This window comes from Fastidiosibacter lacustris (assembly GCF_003428155.1).
Lineage (GTDB): Bacteria > Pseudomonadota > Gammaproteobacteria > Francisellales > Francisellaceae > Caedibacter > Caedibacter lacustris.
Genome location: NZ_QLIR01000002.1, coordinates 142,815 through 162,148 on the forward strand (window position 1 = coordinate 142,815; position 19,334 = coordinate 162,148).

18 protein-coding genes are annotated in these 19,334 nt (G+C 34.1%); 2 read left to right on the plus strand and 16 right to left on the minus strand.

Annotated elements, in window-relative coordinates; all coding sequences use genetic code 11:
• Nucleotides 1-4: 4 nt before the first annotated feature.
• From DNJ77_RS01935 to DNJ77_RS01990, 12 genes are all read right to left on the minus strand, one after another.
• Nucleotides 5-1,381, minus strand: coding sequence for a hypothetical protein (locus DNJ77_RS01935; protein ID WP_116963317.1), 1,377 nt, complete (start codon nucleotides 1,379-1,381; stop codon nucleotides 5-7).
• 207 nt (nucleotides 1,382-1,588) lie between these two features.
• Nucleotides 1,589-2,356: a hypothetical protein gene (locus DNJ77_RS01940; RefSeq protein ID WP_116963318.1), complete on the minus strand. Its 768-nt coding sequence runs from the start codon at nucleotides 2,354-2,356 to the stop codon at nucleotides 1,589-1,591.
• Nucleotides 2,357-2,505: 149 nt separating this feature from the next.
• Complete coding sequence (locus tag DNJ77_RS01945; protein ID WP_116963319.1) at nucleotides 2,506-3,072, minus strand: hypothetical protein; 567 nt, start codon at nucleotides 3,070-3,072, stop codon at nucleotides 2,506-2,508.
• Nucleotides 3,059-4,138, minus strand: a complete 1,080-nt coding sequence (locus DNJ77_RS01950; RefSeq protein WP_116963320.1) for a secretion/conjugation apparatus DotM-related subunit — start codon at nucleotides 4,136-4,138, stop codon at nucleotides 3,059-3,061. Before DNJ77_RS01950 ends, DNJ77_RS01945 begins: the two co-directional genes overlap by 14 nt.
• The gene (locus DNJ77_RS01955; RefSeq protein WP_157966553.1) at nucleotides 4,131-4,427 is read right to left on the minus strand and encodes a hypothetical protein; all 297 of its coding nucleotides are present in this window, start codon (nucleotides 4,425-4,427) and stop codon (nucleotides 4,131-4,133) included. Before DNJ77_RS01955 ends, DNJ77_RS01950 begins: the two co-directional genes overlap by 8 nt.
• Nucleotides 4,424-6,787 carry a type IV secretory system conjugative DNA transfer family protein gene (locus tag DNJ77_RS01960; RefSeq protein WP_116963322.1) on the minus strand — a complete coding sequence of 788 codons (2,364 nt, stop codon included), beginning with the start codon at nucleotides 6,785-6,787 and terminating at the stop codon, nucleotides 4,424-4,426. The genes DNJ77_RS01955 and DNJ77_RS01960 overlap by 4 nt, the downstream gene beginning before the upstream one ends.
• The gene (gene icmT, locus DNJ77_RS01965; RefSeq protein ID WP_116963323.1) at nucleotides 6,780-7,037 is read right to left on the minus strand and encodes an IcmT/TraK family protein; all 258 of its coding nucleotides are present in this window, start codon (nucleotides 7,035-7,037) and stop codon (nucleotides 6,780-6,782) included. The genes DNJ77_RS01960 and icmT overlap by 8 nt, the downstream gene beginning before the upstream one ends.
• Nucleotides 7,037-8,158, minus strand: a complete 1,122-nt coding sequence (locus tag DNJ77_RS01970) for a type IV pilus twitching motility protein PilT (RefSeq protein WP_116963324.1) — start codon at nucleotides 8,156-8,158, stop codon at nucleotides 7,037-7,039. The genes icmT and DNJ77_RS01970 overlap by 1 nt, the downstream gene beginning before the upstream one ends.
• 11 nt (nucleotides 8,159-8,169) lie before the next feature.
• Nucleotides 8,170-8,931: a type IV secretory system conjugative DNA transfer family protein gene (locus DNJ77_RS01975; protein WP_116963325.1), complete on the minus strand. Its 762-nt coding sequence runs from the start codon at nucleotides 8,929-8,931 to the stop codon at nucleotides 8,170-8,172.
• Entirely contained in the window at nucleotides 8,928-9,425 is a 498-nt protein-coding gene (locus DNJ77_RS01980; RefSeq protein ID WP_116963326.1) for a DotD/TraH family lipoprotein, read from the minus strand. Before DNJ77_RS01980 ends, DNJ77_RS01975 begins: the two co-directional genes overlap by 4 nt.
• A gap of 25 nt (nucleotides 9,426-9,450) precedes the next feature.
• A complete protein-coding gene (locus DNJ77_RS01985) occupies nucleotides 9,451-9,867 on the minus strand; it encodes a hypothetical protein (RefSeq protein WP_239986711.1) in 417 nt (138 codons plus the stop codon).
• An 84-nt stretch (nucleotides 9,868-9,951) separates the two neighbouring features.
• Entirely contained in the window at nucleotides 9,952-10,536 is a 585-nt protein-coding gene (locus DNJ77_RS01990) for a hypothetical protein (protein ID WP_116963327.1), read from the minus strand.
• Nucleotides 10,537-10,936: 400 nt separating this feature from the next.
• Here DNJ77_RS01990 and DNJ77_RS01995 point away from each other — a divergent pair, with 400 nt between their 5' ends.
• Nucleotides 10,937-11,539: a helix-turn-helix domain-containing protein gene (locus tag DNJ77_RS01995; protein WP_116963328.1), complete on the plus strand. Its 603-nt coding sequence runs from the start codon at nucleotides 10,937-10,939 to the stop codon at nucleotides 11,537-11,539.
• 219 nt (nucleotides 11,540-11,758) lie between these two features.
• Here DNJ77_RS01995 and DNJ77_RS02000 read toward each other — a convergent pair whose 3' ends face one another.
• The 4 genes from DNJ77_RS02000 to DNJ77_RS02015 form a co-directional block, all read right to left on the minus strand.
• Nucleotides 11,759-12,508 (minus strand): response regulator transcription factor, encoded by a 750-nt coding sequence (locus tag DNJ77_RS02000; RefSeq protein WP_116963329.1) that lies wholly within the window; start codon nucleotides 12,506-12,508, stop codon nucleotides 11,759-11,761.
• A gap of 95 nt (nucleotides 12,509-12,603) precedes the next feature.
• A complete protein-coding gene (locus tag DNJ77_RS02005) occupies nucleotides 12,604-13,899 on the minus strand; it encodes a sensor histidine kinase (RefSeq protein ID WP_157966554.1) in 1,296 nt (431 codons plus the stop codon).
• A gap of 380 nt (nucleotides 13,900-14,279) precedes the next feature.
• A complete protein-coding gene (locus DNJ77_RS02010; RefSeq protein WP_116963331.1) occupies nucleotides 14,280-15,374 on the minus strand; it encodes a hypothetical protein in 1,095 nt (364 codons plus the stop codon).
• A gap of 232 nt (nucleotides 15,375-15,606) precedes the next feature.
• Complete coding sequence (locus DNJ77_RS02015) at nucleotides 15,607-16,815, minus strand: hypothetical protein (RefSeq protein ID WP_116963332.1); 1,209 nt, start codon at nucleotides 16,813-16,815, stop codon at nucleotides 15,607-15,609.
• A 400-nt stretch (nucleotides 16,816-17,215) separates the two neighbouring features.
• Here DNJ77_RS02015 and DNJ77_RS02020 point away from each other — a divergent pair, with 400 nt between their 5' ends.
• Complete coding sequence (locus DNJ77_RS02020; RefSeq protein ID WP_116963333.1) at nucleotides 17,216-18,994, plus strand: hypothetical protein; 1,779 nt, start codon at nucleotides 17,216-17,218, stop codon at nucleotides 18,992-18,994.
• The last annotated feature ends 340 nt before the right edge of the window (nucleotides 18,995-19,334 follow it).

The following is a 19,334-nucleotide window of genomic DNA, read 5'->3' on the forward strand; positions in this document are numbered from 1 at the left end:
ATTGTTAGAGTGGATTTCCGTTTGGGTCGTAACTACCTATTTTAGTTGTGATACCTATATTATTTATATATTGTTGTGTAGAATGGATTGGGGAGCAATAAATTTGAATAATACTATTGATTATATGTGCTTGATAAGTCGAGTAATAATCAAACTTATTGCAATACGTTGTTACAATAGATGCGCTAGAATTGCGTATAGTAATGTTATTTAGGTAGCTGTGTTGTAACTTAGTGATATCTAACAAGTTTGAAGTTTCAACTTGGTTAAAATATAGGGTATATGAAGGGATATTGTTTCTTTCTACCTCTCCAACAAAAGTTGACACATCATTAGTCTTGATATTGTTGAAATATATGTTATTTGTTTTTATAACCTCATGATTATCTAAGTAAAAAAATGTATTAGCATTTATTGCTATAAAGTTTTCAAACTGGGTATTTGGTTGAATGTAAAGATTTCCACCTTCCAAGATTGCATGGTTTTCCCCATCAATGATGATACCTTGTGGAACCTTGATAGGCTCGGTAATTTTATAGGTAGTTGGAGCAAGCTTAATAATGACAGGATGATCCGCATCAAGTTTAGGTGAGATGTTTGGATCATTTTGTGCAATATTGATCACATCCTGTAATGATTGCCCACTATGCCCGTAAATGACACGATCTGATATTGCAAAGCCTTGTTTAGCTATGTTATCTACTCGAGTAGATAGATTCGTCAATTTTGTATTATATTTTTCATCTAAATCCGTTACAAAACCTTCTGTCTTATTAGCGCTATCTTTTGCTTCTTTAGCATTATTTTCAGCAGTGCTAATTCTTATATCGAACTGATCGACTTTATCGGCAGAAGATTTAGCTGCATCAGCGGTTTGTTTAGCATCATTAGCCTTTTGTTTTGCTTCTGTGGCATTGCTTTCAACAGTAGCAATCCTACTATCATAACTAGAAACTTTAGTCGTAGCTTCTTGAGCAGCTATTGAAGCAGCATCTGCTGTTTTATTGGCGCCTGCTGCAATTTGTTGAGCAGAAGTGGCATCACTTTCTGCATTAATTAATCTTGTATCAAATGTCTTAACAGTTGCTGCTGCATTTTGGGCAATCGTATTTGCTGCATTGGCAGTTTGTTGTGCATTTACTGCATTTTCATTTGCCGTGTTAGCAGTTATTTCAGCAGAGTTAGCATGGGTTTCAGCGTTATGCGTTTGATTTGTGAGTATTTCAATACTAGCGTTAATAGGTCTTTTCCAGCTTGTATTAAGGTCTACGGCTAACTCTCCAACGTGAGTGACGTTAGTTGGTAAATCTGGTACTGTATCTGCATAACTTAGTATAGTGAGAGCTAAACCAAGTGTTGTTATAATAAGTTTTGCTTTCATTTATGTTTTCTCCTTTTGATTTTAGTAATTGGTTTTCTTGATAAAAATTTGTATCCAAAGTTTTGTAGATTCATCTTTGCTGGTGATACGCTTATCGTGGTAATTGATTGGCTATGATTAGAATAGTTTTGAAGTTATTTATCACTTTTAATTTAAGTGAATATATACTTTAGTACCCAAAATTAAAGATTAAAAGCAAACTAAAGGTTAAAAATGGTATCCTAAGCTGGCAGATAGATTGAGCATATTTGGTACATAGCTACTACCATAATAAGGACCATAAATATTTTTACCAATACCAAAAATATACTTGGCTTCTATCCCTAGTGTAAAAGCATAGGGTAATTGGTATTGATACTCAATCGCCAAAAATGGGCGAATATTAATTTTAGAGCTTTTTGTCAGCTGTGGGTTTTGATAATTAGGTAAAGTTGTTTGTGGACTAAATTTGGAAAAAACTATAGTGGGTCCAGCAGAAAATAAAATTTCACTATTCACACTTGGTATTGGTAGATGAGTAGTAGTATAAAAATCAACCCCAGAAAAAGCCATTTTGCTATAGCCATTTGCTTGAATCACTGTTCCATTATCATTATCAAGTTGTGATTTTGTACTGCCTGCATTCCAATAGCTAACAGCAAATGACAAATATTTAAATGGACGTATGCCAAATTTAGCAGCAAAGTATGGTGACCATTGTTTGCTTGATTGATAAATGTCATCAGAGCCCCAGGGCTGAGTGATAATTTGTTTTGCACTAGGAAAAGCCTTGTATGATGCTCCACCATAGATATTAATATAAAACCAATAGTTAGTAGCTTGCGTTGTATAATGATCATCTTGTGCTAAGGTTTGTTGAATGGCTCTATCTAAGTCAGATATCGAATTGATTGAAAGATTATTAGTATTTGAGTCGGCATAACTTATCGTATTGATAATGCCAATTAAAGGTAATATAAAGCTAATTTTTTTCATTGCTGGTCTCTTCTCTTCTTTAGTCTATGTAAAACAGGGTGAAGTGTATTGAAAAACCTAAACAAGATCATGATGAAATTAAAATGTTAGACAAAATGATGAAATTAACGTAATTATATTGCAGGTATTTGAAACCTTGATTCAGTAAATCACTGTATGAGTTGAAAAGTTGTTAGCAGCTCGAAACTAGGCAGCCATCGAAGGTGGGATAAAAGAGGATGGTTGTCAGCATAAGGTTTGAGTAATAAACCAAGGTGATCTTTAAAGTTTGCTTGAAAGCCAATAATTTCATCTAAAGGCTGGGAGTGTTCTGAAAGCTCCAATATAGCTTCTTGAATAGCAAAAACATTATTCTTTTGTTTAACCATTGTTTGCCACTGATGGTAGTAATGGTTGAGTGTCTCTTGAGATTTTGTTGGTAGATAAATAATATATTGCTTAGGTACTTCGTTGTGAAAGGTCAGATCCAATAATTGAACATAACTACAAAAACCACATGCCAGTGTAAGGTTTTGCCAATCGTTATTATGGTAGTTATGATCAAGATTGATGATATAAAGTGAAGTGTTTTGTTGTTTACAAAAGTAACAACTCTCTTGTTGTTGAGCGAGTTTTTGAAAACAAGCATTATACTTTGGTGCATGTAAACGCTTTAAAAATAACTGCCCATTCATGGGAATAGACAAAAGCTTTAGCGGTATTTCAGATTTTGTCATGATTTAATAACTCATAAAGTTGATATTCATGTTGTAAAGCATTGATAACGTTTTGAACCATTGGTGAAGACATAGGTGTTTTTATCGCTTCTTCAAATTTCCAATGTGCAGTAATAGCTGCACCTTCGCTAAAGAATGTTTTTCTGCCCACATTGTTTAAAGCATACCAAAGGGTACGGTTAACTTTTTTTAACCATAAAAATGATGCGGAAGGGACAATTCCACTTTTCCTTGCTGTGTGTAAAAGTGCACATATAAGTGTGTAGGTGTAATGGTGTTGAGAAATAATTGCTTGGATATCTGAATGAGAAATACATTCGGTTAAGTGCGCATTAATAAATTGATTTAATTTGCGCGTGTTAATATATTTTTTAAATGAATTTGAGTTGTTGGTAAACTCGGCATTTAAATAACCAAAAAGCTTGTCAGCTTGTTTGCGCTTATCGCAGATACACAACGAAAAAGCAACAAATAACCCATATATTTCAATAGCCATTTGCTTTGTTCCAAGCCAACGTGAGCCTAGTTGTTGGCTTAAGTTATTATGTAGTGCATGGATATCAAGTTGCTTGTTTTCTATAAGTTTGTATTTTTGTAAATATTGAACCGGCGTTAAAGCAATATCAAAAGCAGAATCAACATTGCCTTGTAGGTCGTTTGGGAGGCAGACTTTTTTAAAATGTTTTCCAATAAAGCGCGATAAACTTTGCATTGAAAACGTTTGGCGATATTTCCGACTCGGGTGAAAGAAAAAAAGTATTCCGATAAGACCTGTGCCGACGATCCAGAATAGTGGTTTAAAAGCATCGGATATGTTGTAAGCTAAATACTTAAGTTGCTTAAGTGTGACAGTAGATTCTAATACATGATTACACCAATTCATAAGCATCATATAACGCGTATCCCACGACATGATAATCATTAGCTCAAGGCGTTTAATCAAAAAAACAACTCTAATGATCTGGTTGTGAAACAACCAATAAAATAGCAGTAGCATTAATAAAATAATGGATACGACGTAAAAAGGTGCCATCCCGTCGTCATTGTTATTAGGTGCATTAGCCATCGTTTTTTTCTCCTAAGATTTTATCTACATTTACTATATTATCTTGCGCTATACTCAGTAGCGCATCATAGGTAAATAAAATACTCATCAAATCAAATTGAGTATTATTTATGTTTGCCATAGAAGTATCAAAAACATAAAGATAATTACTATTAGCCTTTGCAATTAGCGAGTTGATTAACAAACCAGAATGCTTTAATTGAGCAAAATGCTTGTGCTGCTGATTTTCAATAAAGGTTAAGTCATGTTCTTCACTTAAGTGTTTAATAATGTCTGTCAGTGTCATCATTTGTTCTTTTTCATATTTAAGTTAAGTTGGAATGGTTTTTGGCTAAATAGTTCATTTACCTTACTTTCGGAAGTGTTTTTCAAATATTGGCTAGAGAGATTTTTTATATGTTGTAATTTTTCTATGATATGAGCTTTATTTTCACTTAACTTTAACCCGTTCATAGTGTTAAGGCGATAGAAAAGGTCACGTAGCATTTTACCATCAACGAGTTGCTGAGTTAAATTCGATTGTGTTAAATCAAAATATGCGTTATTTAATTTTGCTTCAAGAGAGATAGATTCAAACAAAATACTATCTTGCAACATCGCTATATCTTCGTCAGCTTTATTGGCATAATGATCTAAAGCTTGTTTGCTTTGATATGCTGATTCTGATGTGTTTGTTTGATAAGGAGATTGTTCACTCGATTTGCCGCTATCAAGTGCATATGGTTCGCCAACAGGAGCGTCATTTAAGTTGGGCATCCCTTCTTGTAATAGCATCGAGCTTAATGGTAAGGCATCTATTTTTTTATAGTGAGTATTTCCAAGTGCAATTTTTGTCGATTGAATAAAAGCAATACTATAAGGCTCAACTTTTAATAAGTGATTCAATGCAATATGCTTAGTTTTCTTAGGAGCTGCATAAAAAGAGCGCATTCTGACAATATTGGATTTAAAGAATACATGTGCTTCACCAGGCAGTTGATCTTTTAAATCCATAAGGTCAATCCTAGCACGTTTTTCAATTCCTGCTTCTCTTGAGTCTTTGTAACCTAAGCTATTGCCATCTTGTCCCATGTTGTAACTTCTAACGGTTGATACATATGCTTCTCCTGCCGTTTTATTGAAAAAATCCCAGGTTTCAGTAGGATCTTCAAGTTTCATACACAGTTTGATGTTAGTGTTGGCAAAAATAGAAGCAGCTTCTTCTTTAGATGCTTTTTGAAAGGCGGGAATATCTTGACCGGCAAACACAACAGAGAAGCCCAAAGAGCGTGCTTGAGCAGGAACCACAGCAAATCCTTCAACCGCATAATAACCATACTCATCTAGAATACATAAAAAAGGTGTGTCGGAGTTAGAAGGTTTCGATTCGATAACTTTTTTATATTCACCTTGAATTTTAGAACCAAGACCGGCTGCCAGCATGGCTTTCAATGAAGCGATAATAAGCTTTCCTAAATTAGACAATTCATCTGGTGATTTTTCTAATGCAGGTAAAAGTACAACTAAGATACGACGATTTAAAATCACATCACTAAAATCAACGTCCGCAAGGTTGGTGCGCATAATATGTGCATAAACATCAGCTAATGAGCCAAAGATGCGTGTCAATTGCATTGTGATGTAACCGTGTTGCTCATAAGTTTTATCTGATTGTTTACCAATGTTTTTTTGCTGATAACCAGGTAACGTTGCAAGATAGTTATACATCGGATCAGTAACATCCGTAGGAAGCGTTTCTTGGATGATAATGGTTTGGTTATTATGGTCGACTACTTTTTGTTTGTGTAGTAAATCCTCAACAACATCAAGTATAAAATATCTACGAATGGTATTGGCCTCAAGTAATAGATAACCTTTGTCTCGAAGATAAACAAGCAAACGCATCAGTGCCTCGACAAAAGAAATCGCTCTTCCTTTCCACATATCACCATCGCCACCACCGCTATCAGAGGATGACATCATACTCACGATTAATTGGGATAACATACTAGAAGAGCCTAAGGCAAATGGGTTTAAGGTATTAGAAATCATGTCCTTTTGAGGGCCAATAATGTCTTCAGCTCCTGTCATGTAGTTAATAACAAGTAAATCGTCTTCTCGCCCCATATATTTAGCCATTGAAAACACTTGAGCATATAGTGAATTATCTCCTTTACCATCAACATAAATAAAGCCTGAGCCTTGAGATAGTGCATTAAACGCAATAGAAAGTAAGGTTTGTGTCTTTCCTGAACCAGTAGACCCAAGGATAAGGGCATGGGTGCGCATATCTTCATCACTAAACCAAAGCTCTTGATTGTTGCTAATTTCGTTACCAAAAAAATAAAGACCAGCTGCTTTGGAGATTTTTTTTTGCAATAAGTTACTATTGGAAAGATCAGGATGTTTAGTGCCTAAGGGCAAGCGAAAAGGTAGTATTGGTATTTGCCAGAATGCATTCCAGAAAATTAGTAAAACTAAGATAAAAAGGAAGTCGCTTAATAATGGTAACCAAGTTAAAGCAAGAAGCGACAAAAAAATTAAACACATGCTTCCTAATCGTGATGAAGCAAGTTCATAAATTTGAAAGATTAAACCTCGTGTATCGCGAATACTGTCGCTTGGGCGCGCTTCTTGGGAGCGGGCGAGTCCCCTTAACCCTTTACTCATCTTGGTTGATCTTCTGCGTTAATTTCTCACGACCCAAAAGCCATTCTCTTAAATTTAATAAAAATACCCAAAGAGTGACTTGATAACGACTAAGTATAAAAAGCAATATACCTGTACCAATGCTTAGACATAAGGTCCATGTTCTAAAGTGAAATAAGCATAAAACAATGGGAATAAAAACCTGAGCTTCAATAATAAAGAACTTAGGCTTTCTACCGGAATCACGCCAATGTGTGTGACTGTTATTCATTATATTTCTCCATGTTGGTAGTAAAAATCATAAGTTTCTTTGCTAATGTAGTCTTCTTGTAATAATTGTGTGGCATGGTGAGTTAAGGACGTTTTGTTTTTATCCATTTCAGTATTGATAACAGTGGATACCTCATCAATTGAACAAGATAAAAGCTTGGCTCTTAGCATGGGATCAATCGTAATATACTCCCTTAAGGCGACACGCTTGCCATTTTTGCAAGGTATGAGCGTTTGCCAAATAATGGCTTGTGTGGTGCTAAAAAAGTCATAATAAATACGTGTTTTTGCTCCTTCATGGAAAAGCATCAGCAGTCGATTTATCGCCTGAGTTACCGACTGACTATGAAGTGTACTAAAAACGCTATGGCCAGTAAGGGCTGCTTCAATCACAGCAGAAATTGTTTCATTATCTCTTGATTCCCCAACCATGATGGCTGTTGGCGTACGTCTTAATGCGTTTCTAACTGCATAAGCAAAATCAGGTAAACATCTAGGCAGTTCAGATTGTGAAGTAATTGAGTTTCCAGTATGGATTGGTAGGATATACTCAATTGGTGCTTCAAATGTAAGAATTTTTTCTCCTACAATACTTTTTTGAGCTCTTAAGGCCAACATTGAAGCAAGCAAAGTAGATTTCCCCGATCCTGTTGCACCACAAACTAAAACAATACCTTCTTTGATAAAACTTAAATTGATAAGTTCATTTGGTAATAATAGATTCTCAATAGGTGGTGGGGTTGTGGCTAATAATCGCATTGAAATTTGGATACCTAATTTTTCATATTGGCTTATTAAACTGGCATTTATCCTAAAACGCAGCGTTTGATTGCTATTTATCCGATGTGTGTAACTAAAATCAAGATCGCTACCACTTAATACTTTAGCTACAGCGTTGCTGCCGTATAAAAGATTAATAAAGTCTTCCACTTCATTAGAGCTAAGACACCTAGTGGTCAATTTTTTATGCTGTCCATATTGTAGTCCAAATATCGGGCTGTCTGTTTGCACTGTCAGGTCACTGATATTAATATCTGCTGCATGAGTTAACAGTGCATAGTAGTGCTCTTGCAAAAAATACGGTGGTTCATGTGTGAATAAAAGAGAAGTCACGCCAGTCATAGTAAGCTCATTTATTTTTTGTTATTACTTATTACATCGTGTAGTGGATCAAGCATGACTTGCCATAGTTCAGTATTGCTTTGAAATTGTGGCTCAATTTTTAAATTGATTTCTTTATTATCAATAGCCAGATTATCAGAATCAGATATGATGGCTTTTGTTTCTTTAGTGATGTAAGGTGGAACAATCATGTTGCGGTTTATAAGTTCATAATACATAACCATGCCACGAAAATCCCGGTTTAACTTATACACTTGCTGTTTAAAAATATCCACCGCTTGTTCGATACCGCTCTCCCAAGCATAGCGAATAACTGTTTTCCAAATCTTTTGTTCTTCCTCATTTTGTGGAAGTACGGAACGATCAGGTAATTCAGGTTGAGTAAAGTGGGTAATAAGGTAATCACGCCAAGTTGGGACAGTTGAGACGAAATAAGCTTGCCTTGTAATATGATATGACTGACCATTTAAAGTTATTTTACGGTTATCAGTACCAACATTGGATTGATTATAACCTGTTTCAATAATAGGTGGTAAAATGTTGTCACTTAATAATAACGTATTAAAGTTATAGGTCTGATACAACATAGGTGCCAGTTTATCTAGACTTTTATTAATCATGTTTTGACCAACATAGAGTCCACTTTGAATGCCTAACTCTAAAGCAGCTTCTTTAATTGCTTTTTGCCTTAAAGTGAGGTGAGTGCTATCGTATTTTACGATTGGAGCATTTGTGTTCAAATTTTCTAGTTGGTGTAATTCGATTGCTATCATGCTTGTAAATACCTGACACTGATGACTTTGGCTTCTGTATTAATACTTAAGCTTGCTTGTTTACCCGCTTGAACAGCGATATTCCTTAAAATATTAAGGGCAGTTTCTTGTATAGGGGCATTAAGTTGACCAATAATGATGACAATTGGAAAGGGTGGTGTTTTACCAAAGTATTGCACCTTATAATTTACCGCTAAGCCAATTTTAGTTAGCACATTTTCTAACGGACCATAATAAGTTAGTGAAAGTGTTTGCAACAGCTGAGCATCATTAACGTTAGTAAAAGGAATATTAGGGTTGCCATAGCGAATGGTGTTAGAACGATTGAGCTCATTAAGTGAGCTTTGAATTGACTCACTCGAGGTTTTAAGCTCATTAATTACCATATTGTTGATGTACTCAGGCTGGTATTTCTCTGGCGTGCTTGTGTCAACATGACTGCATGCGCTCAGTAGTACTATAGAAAGAGAAAGAATAAGTGATGTAGTTTTCATAAGTTAGAACTCTGATAAAGTTAAATTATTTGCTAAAAATATTTTCGTCTTGTACTTCAAAAGTTTTTGTTGCACCATCTTGTCCCATGTTTTTTGAGATCGTTCCTTGTAACATTTGAATAGCTGGTACAAGGCACATTAAGAATACACCAAGTACAAGGTGACCTGCGCCATGTTTAACATGTTCCCCTTGAGTGCCTTGAGTGGTGTGATGTTTTCTAAAGAGTTGTAATGCACTATATACAAACCACATACCAACCACTGTAGCGACAATTTGAACGAACGTCTTTATTTGTTCAAAAAAAGTGACAATTCCTTGGGCCCACTCACCAAATTTATGGACAGTGCCAGAGGGAGTATCAGCATAACTAATAGCACAAGTAAGCGTTAATAAAAAAACACCAATTAAAAATTTTTTGATGCTAGGGATATTCATTTTCATATTTATTCTCCATTTCTTGGTTTGGGTTTAAGGGTTTTGATTTTTATCTATATCACAGTGAGTAAAAAGTATTTTTTATGGTCTTTACCCAGTCATATATTGTTTAAAGTCATATATATTATTTAAAATTGTCATACAATAAGCCGCATTCATGCCTACAACCCCCGCAATAAGATGACTTACAACTTGTCCAATTCCACCCTCATGTTGCCCTTCTGATACTTTAATTAGTAAAAAAACGCCGCGAATGAGTGAAATAAATCCCACGATTGCAAGTAGTGAAAACACTAAATATTGCTGGGCAATATTAATATCTTTAGACTTCTCTGCCCCATCTGCATAAGCGCTGATCGTATTAATTGGATTAAGTGACGTATCTTGAAACAATGCAGTACTTACCATTTCTAGAAAGCCTGTCATTGACAATAACATAACCCCTGAGAAAAGCATCAATATGGTGGTTGATGGTGCGTAATAGCGAAACATCTGCTGAGTTTTACCATGTTTTGATAAGCGAATAATGGCAATAAATAAGAGGCAAAAGCCTATGATTGTGCCAATGACGCGTATTAAATCAAACACGGTGAAGTCTGTGGTATTTTCAGTACCAATCAGCATTTTAAGTATTCCAACGATATAGTCGATGGCTTCGGTATTATTCTTATCCATGGATTTTCAGCGTTTTACAAGTTGTTTTCGATTGTTTGGCATTTTTTTCTAAAAGCAGTTACTCATCAATAGGTTTGAAATAACTTCATCATTTTGTCTTAAACTTTAATGTAATTTTCTAACTTTCGAAAAATGAATAAAAATAGATAAAGTGTGATCTTTTAAATATTGATTGGTTATCATAATTATGCGTAGTTTTACGCTATTTTTTTTACACTGATCATGTATTATACGCATCTAGTGCAATATTCTTTAAATGAATTTTGATTGCTAATTAAGTATGACACTTGTTAATTTCTGGTTAGTACATTATTAATTTAATATCACTAAGCATTTAAAGAAGACAGCACTAATTGAAAATGGGACGTGTTTAAATATTATGGTCATTATGGGGTTAATTATGACGCAATATCAATTTGCCTTTTTTGAAAAGGATAAGTCTGGAAAATTAGTTAACATTAATAAACAATATTTAAGCTATCTTGGAATACAAGATGAAATCGAGCTTCAAGGTAAGAATGAAGTGGATATAGCAGAGTTAAAACCATTTCATAAAATGTATTCAACTGGAGAACAAGAAGCACGTTTGCTCAAAGGTGTATCGATACAAAAGGAATTATTTTATTTTGATGGAAAAGGTCCTGAGTCAATTATTACTACGCGCACATATATTAATTCAGATAAAGTTGAAATCAGGGGGTTCTTTTTTAAAATAGCGAAAGTACCTGTAACTTGGGATGGTAAGAATCTAACGATATGGAATTACTTCAAACCTGTTAAATTACCTTTGCTTAAGTTTTACGTACTGACATTAAAATGTCGAGGTCATAATAACCTTGAAATTGCTAATCGTATTTTTCGTGCAGAATCTACCGTTAGAAATATCGTTCAGGATTTATATTGTGCATTTGAAGTCTACGACTTTGTGACCTTAACACGTTATTATGACTTAGGAGAATGGTTAAATAAACTGACCATACAGCTATTGAGTGAATCTTTTTAGCGCAATAATCAGTTAATCTCACCATGAACTCCTTGACACTTAATAACACCCTAAAATAGTGCAACTTGTATAGAGCAATTTCGCTCTCCCCACTACAATTAAACTTAACTCTTGATATAAGAGTATTATCGCAAGCAGATTGTTAAAAGTCCCTTCTTTGTATATATAAAATGAAAAAATACGTTTCATTTTATTATTTTTGATAACTTGGGTGTAGTGTTAGAAAGATATAGTATGATTTGTGTCACTACACTGAATGGGTGCGTTAAACAGATAGCCTTTTCCGTGTATGGTTTTAATTATTTTAGGGTTCTGTGGATCAGTTTCTAGTTTTTTTCTAATACGCATGATCATGATATCAATATTCCGATCATACCCATTGTATTCACGTCCATATAAAGATTGAATCAAGTCATTTCTAGATAAAGTTTGTCCATCGTTTTCAACAAGTAGGTGCAATAGTTCAAATTCTTTTGTTGTTAATTCAACAGATACACCATGATCGTTAATTAATGTTCGCTCTCTAAGATCAAAACACCAGTTGTTAAAGTAAATATAATTAGCATTGTGAAATTCTTGGTGCTCCATTGAATTGCTATTTTTAGTTGTTCTACGAAGTACAGCTTTTATAGTGGCAAGTAGGACTTTTGGATTAAAGGGTTTTGTTATGTAGTGATCTGCACCTACCTCATAAGCAAGCACACGATCAATATCGTCGTCGGATGCTGTTAGCATAATAGTTGGAATAGGGTGTTGGCTATGTATTCTCCTACAAAAATCGATACCATTTTCTATGGGTAGATTAATATCCAGTAGCATCAGGTTAGGCTTTTGTAAGTTAATTTGCTCTTGGGCCTCGTTGACGCTTCCCACTGTGATTGCTTTGTAGTTATTTTTTGTTAATGTATCGGATAATAATTTTCTTACGTCATTATCATCGTCAACAATTAAAATTGTAGCTTGTAACATTGTTGTCTTCTCTTAACTATATACAAAAATCATAATTTGAAGATACTTTATACCTTAAAGCCTCTTTGTTCAAGTGAGTTATTTTGATATTTTGACTAGGGCATTTGAAACGCAACTTTAACAGTTAATCCATTTGCATTTTCATTATTGTATATCATTAATTCAGCATTGTTATGCGTCAGTATTTCTTTAACAATAGCTAATCCAAGACCAGATCCTGGTATATTATGACTACGGGCACTGTCAACACGATAAAAAGGATCACATATTTTAGTCAAGTGTGCATTTGCAATACCTGGACCTGAATCAGTAAACAATAAATATAATTGTTGGTTACTTTCTTCAATGTGAACCATAACGCTACCTGCATATTTTATCGCATTATCAATTAAATTTTGCACAACACGCTTTAGTGCCTTATGTCGAAAGATGACGATTGCTTTTTGTAAAGTCGTTGAAAAGCTCACTGCAAAACCGTTAATTTGGTATTCATGACACACTGATTCAGCAAAATCAATCAGGTCAATTTTCTGACGCTTTTCTTTAAAATAGGTTTTCTTTGCATAAACACTAATTTGAGCGAGTAAATATTCCATATCATCATAATATTTAATTAGTTCATCGTGGTATTTTGTTGGGATATTATTGTACATATAAAGCTTAGCTTTAGTAATAGGTGTTTTAAGATCATGTGATATAGCTTGTATTGTATACATTTTCTCATCAATTAAGGTATTGAGTTTACTACACGTTTTTTCCATTAAATCAGCTAGATTCTTGAAGTTAAATGGTTTAGTGACAGTGGAGCCACTGGTTAAATTCAATTTATCTGCCAAGGCTTGCATGCGTAAAAATGGTTGGACCAATTTTTGTTTATAGACAAAGTGGATTGGGATAAGCAAAAGCATGAATATTAAAAAAAGCAAAAGCAAAAAATAAAGATAATAAAGATTGGGAAGCTCAATTTTAAAATTTGCACATTGTTTAAGGTCAACATAGCAAATAGAAACATCTTTTGAGTGAAAAAAAGGAAGGCTCCCAAGCTCAGTTTCAATTTGTTTTCTTATGTCCGTATATAAAAAATAACTATTTTTTTGATACTTCGTAGGAATATCTAACCCAATTACTGGATAAAACGTTGGTTTATCGCTAAAAAAATACGAAATGTAGCGTGGAACACGATGTATATTTGCTTGATCAGAACTTTCTAGTGCATTGTTGTGACGTAAATAGACTTGAAATATTGTATTTGTTAATGAATGCAGCGTTTTATGATACTGGCTATCACGGTATTGTTGGTAGGAAAGAATAATGAAAATAAGGTTTAGTGTCATAAAGATAAGGAATAAAACGGGGAAGAACCAATAACTAAGATGTTTTTTAATATTCACTTTGTTTCCTCTTTATCAAAGTCAAATGCTATAAGATTCTCTATGGTAGAAAATCTACTTCTCTTTTTCCTTCCCTGTCAATTCATAGTGTCGATAAAATAGTTAAGTGTAAGTTTATCTAATAGGCTTATCACGAATCATTTTACAGAGTTTTTGTCTTTGAATTTGATGGTGAGGTTCTTTTGTTTTTTTACCTTTCAGCGTAGATCACTCATACGCTTAACACCACTTCCCCACCTCTTTAAAAATTGTATTCACAAATAAACTAAGATAGCAAGTGTGTCAGTTGATTTATTTGTAAATACATATTGATTTCTGGGATGATTTATTATCTATGTATACAAATTCATTTGCATACATAGAACCTATTGATACGATTTCTAATGAATATGTGAGTTAAGTTGTACTGCAATCTGATTCAAAATAGCCCAATATCCTTGTTCAGGTGTCACAGCGAAGTGTTTAGCTGTAGCTTGTGCAAAAGAGACGATCATTTTTGCAAAGGCATTTTTATCGCTGGCTTGTGCTATAGCTTCATAATTACTTATCGCTGTCAAATCTGTTTTCATTATAAACATCAATGCTTGATAACTGTCGGTTAGTCCTGTTTTATTCTCGGCATTGTGGACAAAATCAATAACGCTTTGTGGTAGTTTTAATGTAAATATTGTTACACCAAAAACTTTGATTGGCACGTTAATATTCAATGCCGATTCTAAGCCATTATTAACATCGACAACAGCTTGAGTGACCCCCGAAACAGTCGCATTTTGGCGCAACAAAGCTACGTTTGACTTTAAAATTTCAGGGGTGATGTTATAGACGTCATCAATTGCACCTTGCTTGATTTTGACATAAGCATTTTGTGCATCAATCTGAAGCTGATAGGCCATAGTATTGATTTGTACATAGCTATCCTTGGCATGGTCCATGCCTTGTTTTTGGATGTTTGCCAAACCATAAATCATCATGTAATTTACAAAATGATTAAAATCTTGTGCTTGCTCGCTACTGTTTTCGTTTTTCCAGAATGCAACGCGTGCCTGCCATGCTTTATCAAAGGCGCTCTTATAATTTACTAGATGCTGATCCATAATAGGAAGTATATTGATGTTTTGAAGTGCATTATAGAGTTCTTTGGCTGCATCTTTAGTTTGCTTACTGGCTTCTGTTACATTGACATCTTTATTGTAAATCGGATATTCCTTAATAATTAAATCGGCAAAAGATATACCTTTAGTGATGGTATTGATATAAGATTTGCTCTTTGCTGCATTATAAAATGCATTCAATTGTTTAATACTCTCAGGATTACCAGATAAACTCTCTGCTGAGAAGTTTTGTAAAGATTCGCTAATAATATTTTTGTCAATCGGTGTTTCTTGTGATTGAGCATAATTTGCATAAGATACATTCGCTGTGATAACGGCTATAGATAAAGGTGCTATGAACAGTTGAAGCTTCTTAAAATTCATTTATTTATTTCTCCTTTTATTGATTACATATTGATGTGCACACTATTTCTTGTGAGCGCTGCTGATTCTAATCGCCTTAAAATGAAACGTTTATGAATTCATATCAAAAACGGACAAACTGTCTTTAATTACAAAAGGTATTTTCAAAAAGTAGAAAATTGGGAGGAGTGTAAATTCATTTCTTACAATTCATAGGTCTATAGAGAGAATATGAATAAAATAATAATACTTTTCAGCTATTTGGTGTGACGTAGGTTGTGTTGTTAATATTTAAAGGAACATTGAAAATAGTAGTTGGATAAGGTTTCTGTGTTGTTTTGTGAGATGTGAGTTCAGTATTTGCATTTAAAAATCGATTTTTTTGATAAAGGTTGTAGAGACTTCCAAAAATCACCATCGCTGAACAGAAAATGGTAGTGGCAAGTCCAAAAGTGGCCATATTAGCACCAATGCAAAATAAAACAACTGCCAAGATACCCAGTGCAAGCGTTGTGATGGTATAAAAGTTCAGTGGCTTTTCTAAGCGATAATATAGTTCACGCTTTCTGACTTGACTTTTGCATAGACCCAATGCAAGCGTTGCCTCATGATGTTCATTTGATTTATTTGCGTCAGGATGAGTAAGAAGGTTGTTTTCAAGTGTTTGTAAAGATTGCATAAAGTTCTTATAGCTTACTTCGCTATTTTGACCTTGCTCGATTTTATTGCACCAGTTTTGATAATTTGTGGTGGTTTGTTGTATGATTTCAGATGGAACAAACATTGACAATTTTTCTACACACAAACGTTCATGGATTAAATAATCAATACGAGCATCACATAATTTAGCAGTGCGCTGACTAAGTGCCCATGAAATGACCAAAGCAATCACTCCACCTACTCCTGCTGCAAGTTGGCTCGCAAGGCTTAATGCGCTACAAGTGCTTACCAATAAAGCACTCAGCATAATGCTATTACAGATCATAAGCTGTGATGAGCAAGAAAGATTGACATTTCTTGCCCAAGTATCCTGTTTTTGATCAGCATATATAGCCATAGTTGTAATGATAAGTGTGTCAAATAATTGCCAAGCTAGCCCAATAAATGGTAACTGCATAGTTAGTGGTTTTACAGTAAGGGCGATCAATTCATAAAGGTTACGAAATAAATTTAGCCAATCAACACAATATATATAAGTGTGAACAATTTTTTCAGTCACGGTTGGTAAACCTTGTTGAAAAAGATAGTCAAGTTTTTTCAATATCAGTAGGTCAGCTGGATGATCAGAATGAAATTTCGCACGTAGGAAAGCTTTAAATTCTGGAGATACATTATGAAGGTTTTCTAATTCTAGCAGGGCGCGTTCCCAATGTAGATTTGTTGATCCTTGGTAAGAAAAAGGCCAGAAATCCAGTGTCGGTTTTCGTCGATATTTAACTTCGTTGTTTGTGAAAATTGGCATAATGTTTTTTCTCTTACAATTAAAAAGAAAATCTAAAATTCTAGGTTAAAAGTATCCACTAAAGGGATGTTATGCAATAAAAGAAATTAAATTCAGACACATTGATTATGATCACTTCTGTGACTAATTAGTAAAAATCCTTATTTTATATTTTTGAATTTCAGATAGTGTGGAAAAACCAAGGGGCAGTTGCTTCATTATGAATAAACGAGCTTAATCTAAGGATGAAAGAATTACATAGGCATTAGGTTTTATTGAACAGTTTCTCTATAAACCAATCAATTTGTCCGATAAAAGTGCTAAATATTGTGCCTTAAAATTAAATCTTGTAATTTTATCGCAAGGCGTCAGTACAGATGCTTTGGTAAAAACAGTTAAAAATTAATGTTAGGAGAAAAATATGGCGATTAAAATTTTACTTAAAGGTAGTAATGAATTTTTTACTATTAATAAAAGTACCACTTTTTTTAATAAAGGTAGTAAAGCTGTTGATGGAAATGCAAGCTACTTTGAAACTGGAAGAGCACATAAGCGAGGCGTTTATTCTGAAGATATAGAACAAGCACTAATCGAATTAGCTAAAGTTGAAGCAATAAAAAACGAAACCCCCGGTACATTCGGGGGTATAAAACCAGGTGTATCTGGGGGGTTTAAGATAACAGGGTTAGATAAACATGTAGTTCGTAATGAAAATGGCGATTTTATTTTATCTCCAGAGTACTATCATAAGCTTAGGTTATGTTATAGCTTAGACACTTCAAACAGTGAAGAAACCAGAGCTTCAATAGAGGCTATTACTAACTTAGGGGACATTGTTAGATCTGCTAAGGAAAACTCCGTTGATAATGAGAAAGCGCTTAGAGACTTTAACGCAAATGTAATAAAGCATTTTTTGCAAACTGACATAAAGAATACAGAAGTTCTCCAAGCGAAGATTAAACAGGAAGCTGGAGTATTGCAACAAGCTTTAGAGTTTAATTCCCCTTCTTGGTCACAACGTGCTGGTAATCATATTAAAGATGGATTAGATAGAGTAGTTACGGCTATTGTTAATTTCTTTAAAGATGTATTTAACAAGCTTGGGCTTTTTAAGACTTCTGCTTTAGAAAAAAGACAAGCAGCATTAGAGTTAGAACTACAAGCTAAACTACCTGGAATTTACGAAGATAAAGACATAGTTGGACAACTAAAAAGCTTAATGGCTGAGTTTGATCAATCAAGGAACGTTGGTGTTCCAGTTATGGTAAGTGATGTGTACAGTTTTATAGAAAAAGATTCTTCTCGATATAAATCTTTAATCGATAGCGTCGGCTTAAACAATGCATGTGTAGCGATAACAAATGCGTATCTACCTAAAGAGTTAGATGATAAAAAAGCAAGAGATCAATTAGCACGCAATAATCATAAGCCTAATTACTCGAGAGCTAAAGATAGAACTCAAGGAACAAAAGATGAGCATAGAAAGAATTTTGATCAGAATCTTGCAGAGTATTTCACGCAACGAAGAGAAAAGGAAAATCCCAATCAAAATCATAACAGTGAGGACTTAGATACAGAAGTGAGGGATAGAAGGCTAACTCCGTACCTAAACGCTTATATAAATTCAGCAAAGGGAATAAATAAAATTGGTGAGGTAAATACCCATAGCGTTGAATCTAAAGTTTTATCACCTGAAGATAAATTAATTAATTTGCTTGCATTTATTGATAAAAACACTATGCCAGCAAATGAAGTAAACGGTTGGAAAAATGGTACGTATACATATAATGCAGAGTATCAAGGCAAGACTTACAAGCTTCCTTTTGATATAGTAAAAGCATATCGTGCTCATTACTATAAGGGAAATGAAGTTAATATGGATACCTTAAGCAAAGGAATATTAGAAGATCTAAAAGGTAGCTCATCTGAGAATATTATTACGAAAGTTATACAGCAAAGAGGTGACAATAACTATGGTGTAACGAATACATATCTGGAAGCTTTAGGTGCCGTTAATCGATTTAATCCAGATAAGAGGTTGGTATTAGAACAAGTTAATAAGAGGAACTCCAACTTTGATAACGTTCTTCAGTATGGTGATATAAACAAACCACAAGTTGATATGAGTCAATCTAATAACGAAAAGCTGTTTGATCGTAATACCCGAACAATACGTAATGAAGCTACATTAAACAATTAAATAGTACGTGATTATAGTGGAGACTAATTAGTAACAATCCAAAAATAAATTAGTCTAATCACTTCACCTCTCTTGGGGGGATTTACTCGCGCTGTTTTTCAGCGCGAGTAAAGAAATAGAAGTACAAGTTTAATATATTCTTTTTGTTACATAAGGGGTCAGATCAACCTTAGTTGTGTTTTACCATTACCACTAGCTGATATGACCCACTTTAAAAGTAAATGAAAATCAAACAATCAACTTAGTATGTCCTGCAAATGGCTAATCTATGTACACAAGTTATGATTTGGTAGCAGTATTTTGAAGCTCCGAAAGTTGTGTGCATAGATGAGCCTATAAA

Bases quoted from the DNA above. Each gene is read 5' to 3' on its own strand.
- DNJ77_RS02010 (WP_116963331.1), bottom strand. From the start codon at position 15,374: ATGAATTTTAAGAAGCTTCAACTGTTCATAGCACCTTTATCTATAGCC.
- DNJ77_RS01945 (WP_116963319.1), bottom strand. From the start codon at position 3,072: ATGACAAAATCTGAAATACCGCTAAAGCTTTTGTCTATTCCCATGAAT.
- DNJ77_RS01960 (WP_116963322.1), bottom strand. From the start codon at position 6,787: ATGAGTAAAGGGTTAAGGGGACTCGCCCGCTCCCAAGAAGCGCGCCCA.
- DNJ77_RS01990 (WP_116963327.1), bottom strand. From the start codon at position 10,536: ATGGATAAGAATAATACCGAAGCCATCGACTATATCGTTGGAATACTT.
- DNJ77_RS01975 (WP_116963325.1), bottom strand. From the start codon at position 8,931: ATGATAGCAATCGAATTACACCAACTAGAAAATTTGAACACAAATGCT.
- DNJ77_RS01980 (WP_116963326.1), bottom strand. From the start codon at position 9,425: ATGAAAACTACATCACTTATTCTTTCTCTTTCTATAGTACTACTGAGC.
- DNJ77_RS01970 (WP_116963324.1), bottom strand. From the start codon at position 8,158: ATGACTGGCGTGACTTCTCTTTTATTCACACATGAACCACCGTATTTT.
- DNJ77_RS01940 (WP_116963318.1), bottom strand. From the start codon at position 2,356: ATGAAAAAAATTAGCTTTATATTACCTTTAATTGGCATTATCAATACG.
- DNJ77_RS01985 (WP_239986711.1), bottom strand. From the start codon at position 9,867: ATGAAAATGAATATCCCTAGCATCAAAAAATTTTTAATTGGTGTTTTT.
- icmT (WP_116963323.1), bottom strand. From the start codon at position 7,037: ATGAATAACAGTCACACACATTGGCGTGATTCCGGTAGAAAGCCTAAG.
- DNJ77_RS01935 (WP_116963317.1), bottom strand. From the start codon at position 1,381: ATGAAAGCAAAACTTATTATAACAACACTTGGTTTAGCTCTCACTATA.
- DNJ77_RS02015 (WP_116963332.1), bottom strand. From the start codon at position 16,815: ATGCCAATTTTCACAAACAACGAAGTTAAATATCGACGAAAACCGACA.
- DNJ77_RS01995 (WP_116963328.1), top strand. From the start codon at position 10,937: ATGACGCAATATCAATTTGCCTTTTTTGAAAAGGATAAGTCTGGAAAA.
- DNJ77_RS02000 (WP_116963329.1), bottom strand. From the start codon at position 12,508: ATGTTACAAGCTACAATTTTAATTGTTGACGATGATAATGACGTAAGA.
- DNJ77_RS02020 (WP_116963333.1), top strand. From the start codon at position 17,216: ATGGCGATTAAAATTTTACTTAAAGGTAGTAATGAATTTTTTACTATT.
- DNJ77_RS01950 (WP_116963320.1), bottom strand. From the start codon at position 4,138: ATGGCTAATGCACCTAATAACAATGACGACGGGATGGCACCTTTTTAC.
- DNJ77_RS01955 (WP_157966553.1), bottom strand. From the start codon at position 4,427: ATGATGACACTGACAGACATTATTAAACACTTAAGTGAAGAACATGAC.